Genomic DNA, 13,363 nt, shown 5'->3' on the forward strand with positions numbered 1-13,363 from the left:
CGCTGGCCTACGAAGGCCCCGCGCTGAGGTGTTCGTGCACGAGGCGCCAGCCCGAGCCGGTGCGGTGGAAGACGTTGGTCGCACGACCGCGACCGCTTCGGGCCTGTCCGTCGATGTGTCCGCTCCACCGGTACGTGTAAACGGCCACCGCCGCGTCGGCGGCATCCACGACCCACTCGACGTCCTCCGCCCCGTAGACCTCATCGGGAATGAGCGCCCATGTCCGCTCGAAGTAGGTGCGGACCGCCGCGAGACCGGCGCAGGTGGCATCGCCGAAGTAGTACACCGCGCTCGGGTCGAGCACCTGTTCGACCTCGTCGAAGTCGTGGGTGTTGGTCGCGGCGATGTAGCGCGCGAGAGTGTCGGATGCGGTCATGCCCGGGTCCTTTCGTTCATCGCAGCGGCAGGGCCGGCGAGGGCGCTCATGCTCCACACCGGTGGCGCCTCGGGCGGCTCGGCCCGCGAAACCACCGAGAAGCCGTGTCGTTCGTAGAGCCGGACGTTGCGCTCGTCCGACGTGTCGAGCGCGAATCGGCCAGCGCCCCGTCGCGCGCCCTCCGCGAGCGCGAACCGGATGAGGTCGGATGCGAGACCGCGCCCCTGACGGGCGGGCACGACGCCGACCGTCTCGATCCGCCACGAGTCCGGCTCGCCCGGCTCGGAAGTGGCGTCACCGAGGCGCCCGAGCCGGTCGCCGTGCAGCTGCACGATGCGGTCGACGACGCCCGGCGCCGGCTCGGGTGCATCCGGCGGGAGCGCGGCGATCACTCCGTCAGCGGGGCCCGTGATCCCGACGAAGCCGTGGGCGTGCGCGTGCCGCAGGTAGACGAGCTGCAGCTCACGGAGCCGCCCCGCGTAGTCATCGTCGGGGATGACATGGCGCGTCCACGGGTAGTGCTCGAATGCTGCCGCGAGCGCATCGGCCGCGGCATCCAGTTCGTTCTCGGCGGCGAGACGAGTGCGAGGTGTCATGCGGGTGCATCCCGGGGTTGCTTGTGGTCGGATGCCGGCGCAGTCGGCGTCGCCGACCCGGATTCGACGATCGCCTGCAGCGTCGCCAGGTGACGGGCGAACGCCTCGCGACCGGCATCCGTGATGCCGACCCACGTCCGCGTCCGCCGGCCGACGGCTTCTTTCCGCACCTCGACGAGCCCCGCGTCGGCCAGCACGGTGAGCGTCTGCGAGAGGGTCGAGTCGCTCACCTCGAGCAGGTCGGCGAGGAAGCGGAAGTCGACGTCCTCGAGATTGCGGAGGGCAGCCAGCAGCGAGAACCGCACAGGCGAGTGGATGAGGGCGTCGATGTCCTTGCGCGGATGACTCATCGGCGTGAGCTCGGGAAGAGGCAGGCGAGGATCGGAGAGACCGACACGACTCCCGCGAGAACCCACCACCACGGCGAAGAGAGCTGCAGCAGTTGGAGCGCGGGGTCGAGCATCAGGGTGTACAGCGCGAACCACGTCGCGATCGCGATGCCCATATTCCGCAGTCCGTTACGGGGCACCGACCGCTGGTAGCGGAACGCGATGATCCAGATGCAGAGCGTGGCGAGGAGGAAGGGCGCGAACGCCTTCCAATAGCCGACGCCGGCGACGTCGATCGACAGGGTGAACGCGAGCGCGTACGCGGCTTGCGCCACGACGAAGACCCGGAACCATCGCGTGGCGCGACGCGCATCCCTCTCGGCCTTCGTGCCGACGGCGACCATGCGGGCTGCGTCATCGTAAGCGAAGTTGTTTTGCGTCATGCAATGACTTTAACACTTGTAAAGTGAGCGTCGCCACCTCCCCCACGGTCGTTTCGGTCGCCTCCGCGGTGATAGTCTCGATCGGCACGCCTCCGTAGCTCAGGGGATAGAGCGTTGGTTTCCGGTACCAAAGGTCGCAGGTTCGATTCCTGTCGGGGGCACCAGTGCGAGAAGGGGTCGCGGATCATTCAGACCTCGCGGCCCCTCCTTCGTGGCAACGAGGTGGCAACGCTCGCGGAGCGCTCCGCCTTGTTGAGGGCCTTCGCAACGGCGTCTAGATCGTCGTCGAACAGGTCCGCGTACACGTCGAGCGTCATCGCAGCCGACGCGTGACCCAGCATCCGCTGCACCGATTTCGCGTGCGCGCCAGTGGATACAGCCACCGACGCGGCCGTGTGCCGCAGGTCGTGAGGGGTGATTCGGGGGAACGTCTTGTCGGCGGCGCGCACCATCGCGATCGTCGCGGTGAACCAGCCGTTTCGAGATGCCGGCAGCTTGACGTGGGTCCTCCCGTCGCCGAACAGGAGCTCGTCGCGCCTCTCAGGGCTTCACCGCGTCGTTCTTGCGACCGGACGGACCTCTCGGACTGACCGACGACGGCCTGCCCTGGATCACCCAGGCGCAGAACTTCAACGCCGCCAACGCCGACATCAGGGGCAACCAGGGCGGCGTGCGCACGACGAGTGGCCGGGCTGCGATCGTGGTGGACTCGGGACTCGTCAACTGCACGATCACAGCGGTGTTGGGCACGTCACTCGCGGGGCCGAACGCGGACGTCATCCACGCGGGCATCGCGTTCCGATCGCACGGCGCCACCGCCCTGAACTACGTGTGGGTCCTGGGAAACGGCAGACTCCGCTTCCAGAACCTCTCAGGTGGATCGGTCATATCGACCGTGGACTCCGCCCCCGGTGCTACTCCCAGGGCGCGGTACTCACAATCGAGCTCAACGGCGAGACCATCACCGTGAGGTCCGGAACGGACGTCGCCCTCACCGCGACGTCCGCAGTTGGCTTCGCGACGCCATCGACTCTGCACGGCATGATGGGCCACACCACGACAGAAGGACGCTGGTCCGTAATCTCCGTCCAGTGACGCGCTGCCCTTGAACGAATCGACGCCCCATATCAGCAGGGGGCGTCGATTTCGATCGACGAATAGTTGAGCGGAGCGTCAGCGTCCTGTCATCCCTCACCTTCGAGTGGGTGGGACGCCGGAGCGTGTCTAGTCACGGACGCAGGGCGTAACGGGGTGCGCCGCGACACACGCCTCAGAGCCCCGCGAGGATCTCATTGGCGCGACGTCGAACGCGTTCGACGTCAATCTCCACGCCGTCGTCGGTCGGCTCCAGTTCGATGCTGACAGAGTCGGCTGACTGCAAACCTTCCGACCTTGCGACGTCGGCGATCTGTTGAGCAGCGGCTTCGTGCACCTGATCGGAAACGAAACCCCATACCCCGTCGAAAAAGCTCCCCATGCCCTGACCCTAGCCACAGCTCCGCCCTGCGGCTAGAGCGCGTTCGTCACGGCTACTGGTTCGTCACACCAAGACGACGCAGCTCCGCTTCTACGGCTTGCAGCTCCAACTCCGACAGCTCCCGGCCGTCACTGTGGCGAGCCGAGTCCACAGACCGAAGCGAGTAGCCAGCCTGAGCGAACTCGTGCACGTCAACGACGACGAACACTTCCCCGACGCCGGGCACGTTGTAGGTTCCCATCCTCATAGCGGGACTGTAACCCGCAAGCTTAGACAGCACCTCCGGCCTTGTAGCTCCTGCCTCACGACGCGTTGAGGATTTGACCGCGTGGCTGGTTATGCTCGCCAAGTGATCACACCTTGGGCCCCCGTCGAGGTCGCGTCAGCTGACGAAATCTCGGGGGAGCCTCTCGGCACCAAAGAGAAGTACTGGGTGGTGAATCCTGAGGACGAGTCGGTCTGGCTGTTCAAGTTCGCCCGGGAGGGGCAGGGGCGCACGCTGGGTGAGGATTGGGCTGAGTGGCTGGTCCACCACCTTGCGACTTGTCTAGGCGTTCCGACCGCGCAAGTGATGCCAGCCCGTTGCGACGGGCGCCGTGGCATCGTCTCTCGGCGCACAAACAACCCCGAAGCGGGTCAACGACTCGATCACGGGAACAGTCTGCTCGTGGAGGTCGTTCCGGACTATGAATCAGCTAGAAAGCGAGAGAACCCGGGCTATACCGTGGCGGCAGTGCAACAGGCTCTCCGCTCAGCGACCGCGCCGCCCACCTTCACCGGTCCGTCGGAGATGGACGCCTTCGATGTCTGGGCGGGATACCTGCTGCTCGACGCCTGGGTGGCAGGTCGCGATCGCCATCATGAGAACTGGGGCGTGATTAGTAGCACCGAGGGTCGCGCTCTTTCCCCCTCGTTCGATCATGGCAACGCTCTGGGGTTCCAAGAGACTTCGTCAAAGCTCGCAAGACTGAACGATGATCTCGAGCTTCGATCTCGGTGGCTAGATCGAGGGCGCAGTCACCACTTCGCGGGCCGACCCTCGCTCGTCGACCTGGCCAAGGAAGCACTCAACCTGGCAAGCCCGGTCGCTCGACAGCACTGGGGGCGGCAGATGCAGTCCATCGACCTGCGGCAGGTAGCGGGTATCGTCTATGAAGTACCGACCGACACGATGTCGGAGGCCGCGCGTACCTTTGCTCTCAACGTTCTACTAGAGAACCGCGAAAGGCTCACCTCTTGAACTTGCCACTGCACGACACCACCTTCGAGGCGATCAACTCGGTCGACCGAAGCCTCCTGCTCGTGTGGCAGAATCCCTCCACGCGTCGATTCGTCCCGGTAGCGGAGTTGACCCACCTGGCGGATGGGCGCTTCTCGTTCAAGTACCTGCCCGCTGCGACTGAGACTGACGGATTCTACGCTCTGGTCGAGTACCCGGATCTTCGCAAGACCTACTTGAGCGACACGCTCCCGGTGTTCTTCGCGAACCGGGTCATGTCACCGGATCGCTACAACTATCGTCAGTACCTAGGCTGGCTGGGGCTGGCTGACGCCGAGCCAGACACCATCCCGGTAGAAGTGCTGGCTCGCACGGGAGGCGGGCGAGCTACGGACACCTTCCATATCGTTGATCGTCCGCTACGTCGTGACGCGTCTTTCATGAGCAGGTTCTTCGTGTCGGGGCTCCGGCATGTGATCCCCGCGGGCGACGATCTCTCGTTTGTGGCCGAGGGAGACCAACTCGAGCTACGAGCTCAGCCAGACAACGACGCCAATCCGAAGGCCGTCATCGTCGACGCGGCGAATGGGCGCCAGCTCGGCTGGGTACCTGATTGGCTTTGCGGCGAGGTGAGTGAACTCATGCTCGATGGTTGGGAGCTCAGTCTGGCTGCCGAGCGGGTCAACCCGGAGGCGCCGGCGCACACTCGTTTGCTCTGCAAGCTGATGGGCAAGTCACCGCGGGTGGGACAGCCAAGCTGATCGAACCGGCCGCCATGCTTAGACGTTGCAGCTTCCCGCGCCGCCGCAGCGTGACAACCGTTACCGTCTCGCGTCCTTCTACAGAACCGCCGCGCGTAGAGCCTTGAACGCCGCGAGGATCGCATCGTCACCGGTGATCGGGCTCAGGTTGTAGCGCGCGCGCTCAAGGGTCAGAGTCTGCCCGTGGATCTCAAACTCGACGCGGATGTCCTTATGTCGCGCATTGCCCTCCTCGACGCCGTGATAGAACACATGCGAAGTGCTCACTGCGATGTTCCTTGCGGCGGAGAGTGGGTGCAGGCTCACCTTCACTTCATGCTTGGGCCTCACGAGCGACACCACGACGACGCGAACAAGGTGCGTCGAGTAAACGACCGTCATCTCGCCCTGTCCCTCATCGTTGAGGTGCCCTGCTAGCGCGACAGGGTGCTCGTCCTCGCCTCCTGCTAATAGGACGCTCGAGAGCACACCGCCGACGTAGAACTGGTCCGCTGAACCATTGAAGTCTCGAGCACGATGCAGCTGGCGATCCCACCCCGGCAGTGTACTTACGCCCTGGTAGAGCACATCTGAGGGTTTCAGGTCGTTTGACATGGCGCGAGGCTAGAGCACGTGCCGCCCGCGCCGCTACTAGCGCTCGGCGGTCGGCTTACGCTAAGTGGCTTCGACGACGTCGGAAGATGGACCAAGGTCTCTGACGCGTGACACGAGTCAGGTCGCGTTTCCAGCGCGATCTGAGTTGGTGCGGCGGTCACGTTGATGGCAACATCGTGGCAACAACCCCGTGGATCCAAATTGATCATGGCTGATCCTATGAACCCAAATGGCTTGGAAAACGCGGCCTAGGCGCGCGGGTGAACCTCCGGCGGAGTCCACCCTAGGTTTCCGGTACCAAAGGTCGCAGGTTCGATTCCTGTCGGGGGCACCAGTGCGAGAAGGGGCAGTCGACTGATCGACTGCCCCTTCTTCGTCCGCGGCGACGGTCAATCGGCGAGGTGGATGCCGAGATCGGTCCGGCCGGGATGGATGTCGCTGCGCAGCGACCGGGTGCCGCGGTACTCACCGTCGCGGAGCGCTCGGTATCGGCGCGGCGTCTCGCTGTCGAGCCCGGCGATGCGGGCACGCAGGCGCTCAGCCTCGCGGTCGACCCCCGCAGCATCCAGCCCGTCGGCGTCGTAGACGACATGGAGGTCGAGGGTCTCGATCCCGACGTACCAGAGCGCGCCGTGCGTCAGCGGGAACAGGAGCGAGTCGAGGTCGCCGCTGATTCCGCGCTCCCCGATCGAACGTTCGTCCTCTCCCACCGTCACGACGACGAGCGCACGCCGGCCGGCCAGCCCGCCGTCGCCGTAGCGCCGCGGGACACCGAGCTCCGGGTCCATGTCGCCGTAGGCGAAGCCGTTGGTGAGCACGCGGTCGATCCACCCCTTGAGGATCGCGGGCGGCCCGTACCACCACAGCGGGAACTGCAGCACGAGCAGCTCCGCGGCCGCGAGCTTGCGCTGTTCCTCGATCACCTCGTCCGGGAAGGGGACGCGCCCGTACTCGCCTCCGGCGGGTCCCGATGCCCGCCCGAGCGTGACGTCGAGCTCGCTGTCCGGGAACACCGGGTTGAACCGCTGCGCGTACAGGTCGGATGTCGCGACGCTGTGCGTTCGCGACAGCTCCGCCACACCGTCACGGAAGAGCCGGGCGTTGAACGAGGTCGATCGCGGATGGGCGAGCACCCAGTGAGCGGCGCCCGGCGTGGGCTGGTGCGAGATGGTCATGATTCCTCCGGTTCGGTGGCTGGTGTCACGAGGGCGTGCAGGACGCGCGTGAGGGTGGAGCGTGCCACCGCAGGGCTCACGCGTTCGTCGAGCGCTGCTCGCGTGAGGGCATCGCCGGCACCGACGAGGGCCTGCGCGCCGGCGTCATCGAGACGAACGCCGCACGAGGCGAGCACGTCGTCGCACAGCGCGAGGTAGGCCGCCTCCGCCTCGCGCCGCACCTCGACGAGCGTCGCAGATCCATCGAGCGCCGAGACCACGTCCGCCAGCTCGCGCCCCTCGGCGATCGAGCAGTCGATGTAGGCTCCGGCGATGGCGCCGCACACGGCATCGAGCGTGAGCGACGCGTCGGCGAGCGCCGCGACGAGGGCCGCCCGCTGCTGATCCTCGAATTCTCGGTAGAGCTCGGCCAGGGCGCCGGCACGATCGCCGAAGTGGTCATACACGACGGGCTTGGTCACCCCCGCGCGCTCGGCGAGCCGGCCCAGCGTGAACTCATCGGTGCCCCGCTCGCGGATCAGCTCGCGAGCGACCGCCAGCAGCTGCGCGCGACGCTCGTGCCGCAGCATCCGCCGCCGCGTGCCCTCGCTCATGATGCCTCCCTCTAAGTTACCAACAGTAGCTTAGAGGGATTCTGCGACGCTGGGCGTTCATCTGGCGGTCCCCGCCGCCTCAGCAGGTGAGAGGCGGCGGGAACTGTCAACTGAGCGAGCTCGAGCCCCGATTCAACTCGCCGGCGCCACCAGCTCGGCCTCGGCGGCGCCGGGCAGCACCTCGCGCAGCAGGTCATCCAGGGTGACGACACCGAGCAGCCGGTCGCCGTCGACGACCGTCGCGAGCTGAACATGACCCCGACGCATGCGCGCGAGCGCGTCGTAGGCCGACGCATCGGGCGCCAGCACGAGCGCCTCACGGGCGATGTCGAGCGCCGGAGTCTCCGGAGCGACCGCGAGCGTGTCGCGAACGTGCGCGACGCGGCTCGACGCCCCCTCCCCCACGAGGATGCGCAGGTGCGCGGAGGATGCCGCGACCGCCTGCACGTCGGCGGCGGTGGCCGTCGCCGGCACCGCGGTGGGGACGCGGTCGGTGCGCACGATGTCGCCCACGGTCAGCGATCCGAGCGCGATGGCGCGCGCGATCGGCTCGGAGTACTGCTCCTCGAGCGTCCCCGCGGCACGCGAGTGCGCGACGATCTCGCGAATCGTATCGGCGTCCTGCCCGCCCGCGGCAGCCTTCTCGACGGGCTCGACCCCCGAAGCCCTCACGAGCCGGTTCGCGATGTGGTTGATCCACAACAGGAACGGACGCAGCGGCCAGGTCAGCGCACGGGCGGTGATGCCCGTCGCCTTCGCTGCGACCTCGGGGTGGGCGATCGCCCACGACTTGGGCGCCATCTCACCGATCACGAGGTGCAGGAACGTCACCACGATGAGGGCCAGCATGAACGCGATGATGTCGGCGAGAACGTAGGGAAGACCCCACTGCTCGAACACCGGCGCGAGCGCGTAGTCGATCGCCGGCTTGGTGATGGCACCGAGCAGGAACGTGCACGCCGTGATGCCGAGCTGCGCGAACGCGAGCATGACGGTCAGCTCGTTGACGCCGCGGAGCGCCGCCCGCGCCGATGCGCTGCGGTCGGCCTCTTCTTCCAGACGGTGACGCCGGGCCGCGAGCAGCGCGAACTCGACGATGACGAAGAACGCGCTCGCCAGGATGAGCGCGATCGTGATGATCGTGACGACCCACCAGCTCATCGGGCGACCTCCTCATCTGCGGCACCAGCAGCGACGACGGCATCGCCGCCGCCCGCGGGTCCCGCCTCAGCGGCATCCAGGTCCACCTCGTGCAGACGCACGACGAGCTCGGACGGAACGAGCCGGGCGACCTCGACGACCTCGACATCGAGCCAGCGCTGCATCCGCAGCCCCTGAACGGTCTCGGACGCACGTTCGGGCAGGTCGATGCGCACGACCGCGCCCTCGGGCAGCAGGTCGCCGTGTTCGCTGATGATGAGTCCGGCGATGGTCTCGGCGTCGTCGCGGGGCAGGTCGAAGCCGATGAGGCGCTCGACCTCGTCGAGGTGGATGTCGCCGGGCAGACGCCAGTGGTCGTCGCCGACGTTCACGATCTCGTGGACCTCGAGATCGTGCTCATCCGAGATCTCGCCGATGACCTCTTCGGTCAGATCCTCGATCGTGAGGATGCCGTCGAAGTTGCCGTACTCGTCGACGACGCAGGCGAGCTCGTTGCGCGTCTGCCGCATGCGGTCGAGGGCGACCGGGAGCTGCATCGTCGTCGGCAGCACGACGGCCTCGCGCATCATCGTCGAGACGGGTACGTCGTCGGCGTAGCTGCCCCGCAGCAGGTCGATCAGCTCGACGACACCGACGGGCTCGTCCTCGTCGCCGATGACCGGATACCGGGTGTGCCCGGTCGCCATGAGCGCGCGCACCTCGCCTACCGTCGTATCGGGCGAGATCGAGTCGACGCGTGAGCGCGGGACCATCGCGTGCTCGACGTCGCGCTGCGGGAAGTCGAGGATGCGGTCGATGATGATCGACAGATCATCGGGCAGGTCGCCGCTCGCCCGGGACTCCTCGATGATCGCCTCGAGGTCGCGCGCGGTCGCGCTCTCGTCGACATCCTCGAGCGGCTCGATGCGCAGCAGCCGCAGCAGAGCGTTCGCGGCGACGTCGAACACCGTGATGAGCCAGCCGAAGAGCATCAGGTAGATGCGGGTGGGCACGGCGAGCGCGCGGGCGAGCGGCTCGGGGCTCGCGATGGCGAGGTTCTTCGGATACAGCTCCCCGAAGATCATCGTCACGATGGTGGCCAGCAGCAGCGCGCCGACGGTTCCGATGAGCACCGAGACGGCGGGGTCGATGCCGACGCCGCCCAGCAGCGTCCCGATCGACTCGCCGATGAGGGGCTCGGCGACGTAACCGATCAGCAGACCGGTGACGGTGATGCCGAGCTGCGCACCCGAGAGCATGAACGACGTGCGCTTGGTGATCGCGAGCACGCGGGCGGCCTGCGCATCGCCCTTCTCGGCGCGAGCGGCCATGCGGGAGCGGTCCACGGACATGAACGCGAACTCCTGCGCGACGAAGAAGCCGCAGGCGGCGATGATCGCCAGCGTCAGCAGGATTCCCAACAGCAGCGTCAGGACTGCTTCGATCATTCGGATTCACCCCCTCTCTCAGCGAGGGGGTACGAAGATCGACCCTCCTGGTCGGTGGAGGAATGGCGATTGCTCACGGGTGTTCTTTCTCGATAGGGCACGGGTGGGCACTCACAGGATAGCGGGCCGTCGTCGACCCGGGGCCGGTGCCGGCGCTCGGCACGAAAGGTACCGGAACCTGCGGCGACGATCCGCACCACGAAGGGTCCTCAGCGTGCGCGAAGACGCCGCAGCTACAGTGACGGCATGTCCGGGAACAGGGTCGGTCGTCCGCGCGCGCAGGACATCACCGAAGACCTTCTCCGGGAGGCGGAGCGGGTCCTCGCCGAGGACGGCTTTTCCGCTCTCACCGTCGACGGGCTCGTGAGCCGGGCCGGCTCGACGCGCCCCACCTTCTATCGGCGGTTCCGAAGCGCGGCCCACCTCGCCGTCATCGTGCTGGCTCGCCGATTCGGGCCCGGCCAGGCACCCGATACCGGCTCGCTCGCCGGCGACCTGCGGGCGCTCCAACAGGAGGGCATCGCAGTGCTGTCGGACCCAGTCGCCCGAAACAGCCTGGTCGACCTCGTCGGGGTCGCGAGGACGGACGACGACCTCTCGGCACTGCTTGACGCCGAGTTCATCCGACCGCGCCGGGTGCGCGTCAAGAACGTCATCGACGCCGCCGTCGCGCGACGAGAGATCGAGCGGCCCGATATGGACGCCGATCAGGTCTACGACCTGCTGATGGGGCCCCTCATCACACGGATGTTCTTGCCGCCGCACACCCTGCCCGACGACGCGCTCGTCGAGAGCAGCCTCCGTTCCGCGCTGACTCGCCTTGGGTCCAACGACGCGGCCCGCCCGTAAGTCGCGGGGACTGCAGGTCAGTCGCGGCTGAGCCCGCTCCCGTCAGCCGACATGCGGAAGGACGCGCTCTCGTAGTCGTTCTCGAGTGAGAAGTTGATCTCGACGGGCCCCGACTTCTCACCGGATGACACCGCTTCGGCGCCGCCCCACGTTCGCCCGGCCGTCGCCCCCGCGTCGCCGACCGGGAGCCCGCTCTGTGCAGCGGCATCCTCCATGGTCGGAAGGATGCGTGCGAGATCGACGTCGTCCCACGAGAAGGCCTCGGTGGCCGACTTCGGCTGGATCGACGCCGCACCGGAGTGCTCGACCTGACCGCCTCGGTACATCCACCTGTCTGTATGCGTGGTGCCGGGGGCCACCGGGGCCTCGACGATGACGAAATCCGGGGTGACGTAGATCGAGCTCACGCGATCGTGGCCGATCTCGCGTTCGAGAGCGGCCTGGGCCTGCGCGAGCGGTCCGGGCTGGCGCAGGTCGACGTGCGCCCTGCCGTCGAGCACCGCATCGACGGTCTGCGCAACGGCCTCGCGATAGGGCGCGACGACAAGGACGGCCACCGCGACGGCGACAGCCGCGAACACGAGCCGGCGCAGCGGCCGGCCGCGTCGCCCCACGCCGATCAGAGGCCCCTTGCGGCTCCCGCCGGAGATCCGGGTGTGGCTCGCGATGGGGACGAACCGAACCGACGAACGATCGGGGATCGTGAGGTTGCCGGCCTCGGCCGGTGAGAGCTCACCATCGACGAATGCGACCTCGGGTCCGCCATCGAGGAGGATGGCGACCTGACGCCGGATTCCGGGCTGGAACGCGGGAAGCTCCGTCAGGGCGACGACGGTGCGCAAGGTGGTCGCGTACGCCTCCCCCTGAATCGGGCGCACGGTCAGGTCGATCTCGCACAACGGTTGATCGTTGATCTGGGTTCCGGTCTGCCGGATCCCATCGACGCGCGCGAGGCCGAGCCGGCGAGAGTCGAGGGCTCGACGGAGGTCGTCCTTCGACACCGCCACTCCCCCGGCCATCGAGCGGCCGATGAGGATGAAGGTCCCGCTGATGATCGCGACCGGGAGCGCGATGCTCATGATCGCCCAGCCGGCATCCGGCGGCCCCACATACTCGACCACGGCGCCCCCCAGGAGCGCGCCGACAGCTGCGAAGAAGACCAGACGGAGCACCACCCGACCCTATCGGCGTGCCCCTTCACGAAGAGAAAGGTCCCGGCCACCGAGAGCGGCGAGTGACCGCCCCTCGGCAGGATCCCGACATCCTGTTAGGTTCGACACGTGTCGACGCACGAGAACGAGACCCCGCGAGCGCTCAGCCGCCGCACGGTGCTGCTCGGATCCGTCGCGGCCGGTTCTTTGGTGCTCGCCTCAGCGGCGCCCGCTCGAGCCTTGACCTACACCGTGAAGACGCCTGCCGAGCACGCCGCGCTTCCCATCGTCTGGGGGTATCCCTTCGCCAGCCGCGCCACGCGCGGATCGGGCGTCGACGGCTACCCCGGGCAGACGTACAGCGGGCACATCGGCGCCGACTACTACGTGAACCCCCGCATCGGGACCACGATCCTCGCAGTCGCCGACGGCACCGTGACCGCTGTCGGTGACGACGGCGACGTCAGCCGCGGCGTGTTCGTGGTCGTCCAACATGCCGCAGGTGTGCGTTCGGAGTACCTGCACATGCAACGCGGCAGCCCTCTGGTGAGCGTGGGCCAGCGGGTCTTCCGATGGACTCCGCTCGGGCGAACCGGGAACACGGGGGACGTGCGACCGCGCACGGAGGCCAACGCCCATCTCCACCTGGCGATCTTCTCGGGCCCCCACCGCACGGGAACGGTCTGGAACCCCGCGTGGCTCATCGAGGGAGCGCCGCTTCCGGCGACGTCGCCCACAGCGGCGACCCCGGTCTACCGCTTCTGGAGCGCTCGTTACCAGGGACACTTCTACACAGCGAGCTCGGCCGAGCGCGATGGCATCGCAGCCCGCTGGCCCGACATCTGGTCGTACGAAGGAATCGCCTACCAGGCGTTCACGACTCAGGTTTCGGGCACGGTGCCGCTCTTCCGCTTTTGGAGCGCCCAGTACAACGGCCACTTCTACACGACGGATGCCGGCGAGCGCGATGCGGTCATAGCTCGTTGGCCGGATGTCTGGTCGTACGAAGGCACCGCGTTCTTCGTCTATCCAGCCCGCTCGCCCGTCCCCGATACGGTGACCGTCGCGCGATTCTGGAGTCCGTCCGCACGGCACCACTTCTACACCGCGAGCGCGGAGGAGCGCGACGGCGTCATCGCGCGCTGGCCCGACATCTGGCAGTACGAGGGAGACAGCTTCCGCGCGCCCGCGAGCATCGAGAACTGAGAACGA

Annotated in this window: 18 protein-coding genes and 2 tRNA genes; 6 read left to right on the forward strand and 14 right to left on the reverse strand. The window is 67.4% G+C overall.

Features of this window, described 5'->3' with window-relative positions; translation table 11 throughout:
• Positions 1-7: 7 nt before the first annotated feature.
• From C1N74_RS11555 to C1N74_RS11570, 4 genes are read right to left on the reverse strand one after another with little or no spacing between them, the layout of a single operon-like run.
• A complete protein-coding gene (locus C1N74_RS11555; protein WP_137750567.1) occupies positions 8-376 on the reverse strand; it encodes a nuclear transport factor 2 family protein in 369 nt (122 codons plus the stop codon).
• On the reverse strand, positions 373-972 hold the full coding sequence (locus C1N74_RS11560; RefSeq protein ID WP_137750568.1) for an N-acetyltransferase: 600 nt from the start codon (positions 970-972) through the stop codon (positions 373-375). Before C1N74_RS11560 ends, C1N74_RS11555 begins: the two co-directional genes overlap by 4 nt.
• Positions 969-1,322, reverse strand: a complete 354-nt coding sequence (locus C1N74_RS11565) for a transcriptional regulator (protein WP_103842211.1) — start codon at positions 1,320-1,322, stop codon at positions 969-971. Before C1N74_RS11565 ends, C1N74_RS11560 begins: the two co-directional genes overlap by 4 nt.
• Complete coding sequence (locus C1N74_RS11570; RefSeq protein ID WP_088380217.1) at positions 1,319-1,744, reverse strand: hypothetical protein; 426 nt, start codon at positions 1,742-1,744, stop codon at positions 1,319-1,321. The genes C1N74_RS11565 and C1N74_RS11570 overlap by 4 nt, the downstream gene beginning before the upstream one ends.
• Positions 1,745-1,832: 88 nt before the next feature.
• On the opposite strand from C1N74_RS11570, the gene C1N74_RS11575 reads away from it, so the two are divergent.
• Positions 1,833-1,908, forward strand: a tRNA-Arg gene (locus C1N74_RS11575).
• Positions 1,909-1,932: 24 nt separating this feature from the next.
• On the opposite strand, the gene C1N74_RS11580 is transcribed toward C1N74_RS11575, so the two are convergent.
• The 4 genes from C1N74_RS11580 to C1N74_RS16410 form a co-directional block, all read right to left on the reverse strand.
• A complete protein-coding gene (locus tag C1N74_RS11580) occupies positions 1,933-2,268 on the reverse strand; it encodes a tyrosine-type recombinase/integrase (protein WP_309147430.1) in 336 nt (111 codons plus the stop codon).
• A 16-nt stretch (positions 2,269-2,284) separates the two neighbouring features.
• Positions 2,285-2,524 (reverse strand): hypothetical protein, encoded by a 240-nt coding sequence (locus C1N74_RS11585; RefSeq protein WP_137750570.1) that lies wholly within the window; start codon positions 2,522-2,524, stop codon positions 2,285-2,287.
• Positions 2,525-3,014: 490 nt separating this feature from the next.
• A complete protein-coding gene (locus tag C1N74_RS11590) occupies positions 3,015-3,221 on the reverse strand; it encodes a hypothetical protein (protein ID WP_114599092.1) in 207 nt (68 codons plus the stop codon).
• A 52-nt stretch (positions 3,222-3,273) separates the two neighbouring features.
• Positions 3,274-3,462, reverse strand: a complete 189-nt coding sequence (locus C1N74_RS16410) for a hypothetical protein (RefSeq protein WP_181405522.1) — start codon at positions 3,460-3,462, stop codon at positions 3,274-3,276.
• Positions 3,463-3,549: 87 nt separating this feature from the next.
• Here C1N74_RS16410 and C1N74_RS11595 point away from each other — a divergent pair, with 87 nt between their 5' ends.
• Together C1N74_RS11595 and C1N74_RS11600 are read left to right on the forward strand one after the other, a co-directional pair.
• Positions 3,550-4,461 (forward strand): hypothetical protein, encoded by a 912-nt coding sequence (locus tag C1N74_RS11595; RefSeq protein ID WP_137750571.1) that lies wholly within the window; start codon positions 3,550-3,552, stop codon positions 4,459-4,461.
• The gene (locus C1N74_RS11600; protein WP_137750572.1) at positions 4,458-5,201 is read left to right on the forward strand and encodes an HIRAN domain-containing protein; all 744 of its coding nucleotides are present in this window, start codon (positions 4,458-4,460) and stop codon (positions 5,199-5,201) included. The genes C1N74_RS11595 and C1N74_RS11600 overlap by 4 nt, the downstream gene beginning before the upstream one ends.
• A gap of 78 nt (positions 5,202-5,279) precedes the next feature.
• Here C1N74_RS11600 and C1N74_RS11605 read toward each other — a convergent pair whose 3' ends face one another.
• Positions 5,280-5,795, reverse strand: a complete 516-nt coding sequence (locus tag C1N74_RS11605) for a hypothetical protein (RefSeq protein WP_137750573.1) — start codon at positions 5,793-5,795, stop codon at positions 5,280-5,282.
• 258 nt (positions 5,796-6,053) lie between these two features.
• Between C1N74_RS11605 and C1N74_RS11610 the strand changes: the two genes are divergently transcribed.
• Positions 6,054-6,129 (forward strand) — tRNA-Arg (locus C1N74_RS11610).
• 55 nt (positions 6,130-6,184) lie between these two features.
• Here the strand turns inward: C1N74_RS11610 and C1N74_RS11615 are convergent.
• The 4 genes from C1N74_RS11615 to C1N74_RS11630 all read right to left on the reverse strand — a co-directional run bounded on the left by C1N74_RS11615 (position 6,185) and on the right by C1N74_RS11630 (position 10,151).
• Complete coding sequence (locus C1N74_RS11615; protein WP_137750574.1) at positions 6,185-6,970, reverse strand: NAD(P)H-dependent oxidoreductase; 786 nt, start codon at positions 6,968-6,970, stop codon at positions 6,185-6,187.
• Positions 6,967-7,563 carry a TetR/AcrR family transcriptional regulator gene (locus tag C1N74_RS11620; RefSeq protein WP_219994740.1) on the reverse strand — a complete coding sequence of 199 codons (597 nt, stop codon included), beginning with the start codon at positions 7,561-7,563 and terminating at the stop codon, positions 6,967-6,969. Before C1N74_RS11620 ends, C1N74_RS11615 begins: the two co-directional genes overlap by 4 nt.
• 132 nt (positions 7,564-7,695) lie before the next feature.
• Entirely contained in the window at positions 7,696-8,724 is a 1,029-nt protein-coding gene (locus tag C1N74_RS11625) for a CNNM domain-containing protein (RefSeq protein WP_137750575.1), read from the reverse strand.
• On the reverse strand, positions 8,721-10,151 hold the full coding sequence (locus tag C1N74_RS11630; protein ID WP_137750576.1) for a hemolysin family protein: 1,431 nt from the start codon (positions 10,149-10,151) through the stop codon (positions 8,721-8,723). The genes C1N74_RS11625 and C1N74_RS11630 overlap by 4 nt, the downstream gene beginning before the upstream one ends.
• A 246-nt stretch (positions 10,152-10,397) precedes the next feature.
• Here C1N74_RS11630 and C1N74_RS11635 point away from each other — a divergent pair, with 246 nt between their 5' ends.
• A complete protein-coding gene (locus tag C1N74_RS11635) occupies positions 10,398-11,000 on the forward strand; it encodes a TetR/AcrR family transcriptional regulator (protein ID WP_137750577.1) in 603 nt (200 codons plus the stop codon).
• 17 nt (positions 11,001-11,017) lie between these two features.
• On the opposite strand, the gene C1N74_RS11640 is transcribed toward C1N74_RS11635, so the two are convergent.
• Entirely contained in the window at positions 11,018-12,172 is a 1,155-nt protein-coding gene (locus C1N74_RS11640; RefSeq protein ID WP_137750578.1) for a hypothetical protein, read from the reverse strand.
• Positions 12,173-12,280: 108 nt separating this feature from the next.
• Here C1N74_RS11640 and C1N74_RS11645 point away from each other — a divergent pair, with 108 nt between their 5' ends.
• Positions 12,281-13,357: a peptidoglycan DD-metalloendopeptidase family protein gene (locus C1N74_RS11645; RefSeq protein ID WP_137750579.1), complete on the forward strand. Its 1,077-nt coding sequence runs from the start codon at positions 12,281-12,283 to the stop codon at positions 13,355-13,357.
• The last annotated feature ends 6 nt before the right edge of the window (positions 13,358-13,363 follow it).

It is taken from the genome of Microbacterium sp. SGAir0570 (assembly GCF_005491085.2).
Classification (GTDB): Bacteria; Actinomycetota; Actinomycetes; order Actinomycetales; family Microbacteriaceae; genus Microbacterium; species Microbacterium arborescens.